Source organism: Psychrobacter sp. 1U2, from assembly GCF_051847575.1.
In genome coordinates, this window is the sequence record NZ_JBPYDC010001069.1 from 1 (window position 1) to 718 (window position 718).

General features: G+C 41.1%; 2 pseudogenes. Both read left to right on the forward strand.

Annotated elements, in window-relative coordinates:
* Positions 1-215, forward strand: a pseudogene (gene dapD / locus ACS8FD_RS20430) (2,3,4,5-tetrahydropyridine-2,6-dicarboxylate N-succinyltransferase); the annotation flags it as partial.
* Positions 216-541: 326 nt separating this feature from the next.
* A pseudogene (locus ACS8FD_RS20435) lies at positions 542-718 on the forward strand (7-carboxy-7-deazaguanine synthase QueE); the annotation flags it as partial.

Genomic DNA, 718 nt, shown 5'->3' on the forward strand with positions numbered 1-718 from the left:
CTATGGGGGTTTATATCGGTCAGTCTACGCGTATTTATGATCGTGAAACTGGTGAGACTTATCGCGGCCGTGTACCAGCAGGTTCAGTTGTTGTACCAGGCTCACTACCTTCTGAAGATGGTACATATAGCTTATATGCCGCTATCATCGTCAAAAAAGTAGATGCGCAGACACGTGCTAAAACTTCAGTTAACGAGCTATTACGCTTGGCATAAGCGTTTTTATAAAAGCATTTAACCAGATAGCCAAGAGAAACATCAAGGTGCTGAAGATAAGCTTCAGCATCTTTTTTGCAGCTTAATAAGCCATCTTACGCTATAATTCGGCATAAAATATGCCTATCCTATCTAAAAAGTAATAACCAACTTGCACATGTCACTTGCCAAGTCCCTAAATTTGTCAGCTCTCTTGTGTCTTATTTTTATATTGTCTGATAACCATATGGTAACAGCCTCTCTGATTTAGCCTATTTTTTATTTTTAGTTTGTATATTTGAGACGTTTAACCACGGTATCGACACCTTATTCTGTTTGATAATACTATGAATGAGTCTTCTCTAAGAAACACTTATATTCCCGTCACTGACCCGACCGCAGGCCTGCGCTTGACAGAGATTTTTTACTCCCTACAAGGCGAGGCGATTACCTCCGGCTTACCGACGATATTTGTGCGCCTGACTGGCTGCCCGCTACGCTGTGTTTATTGTGACACTGAATAT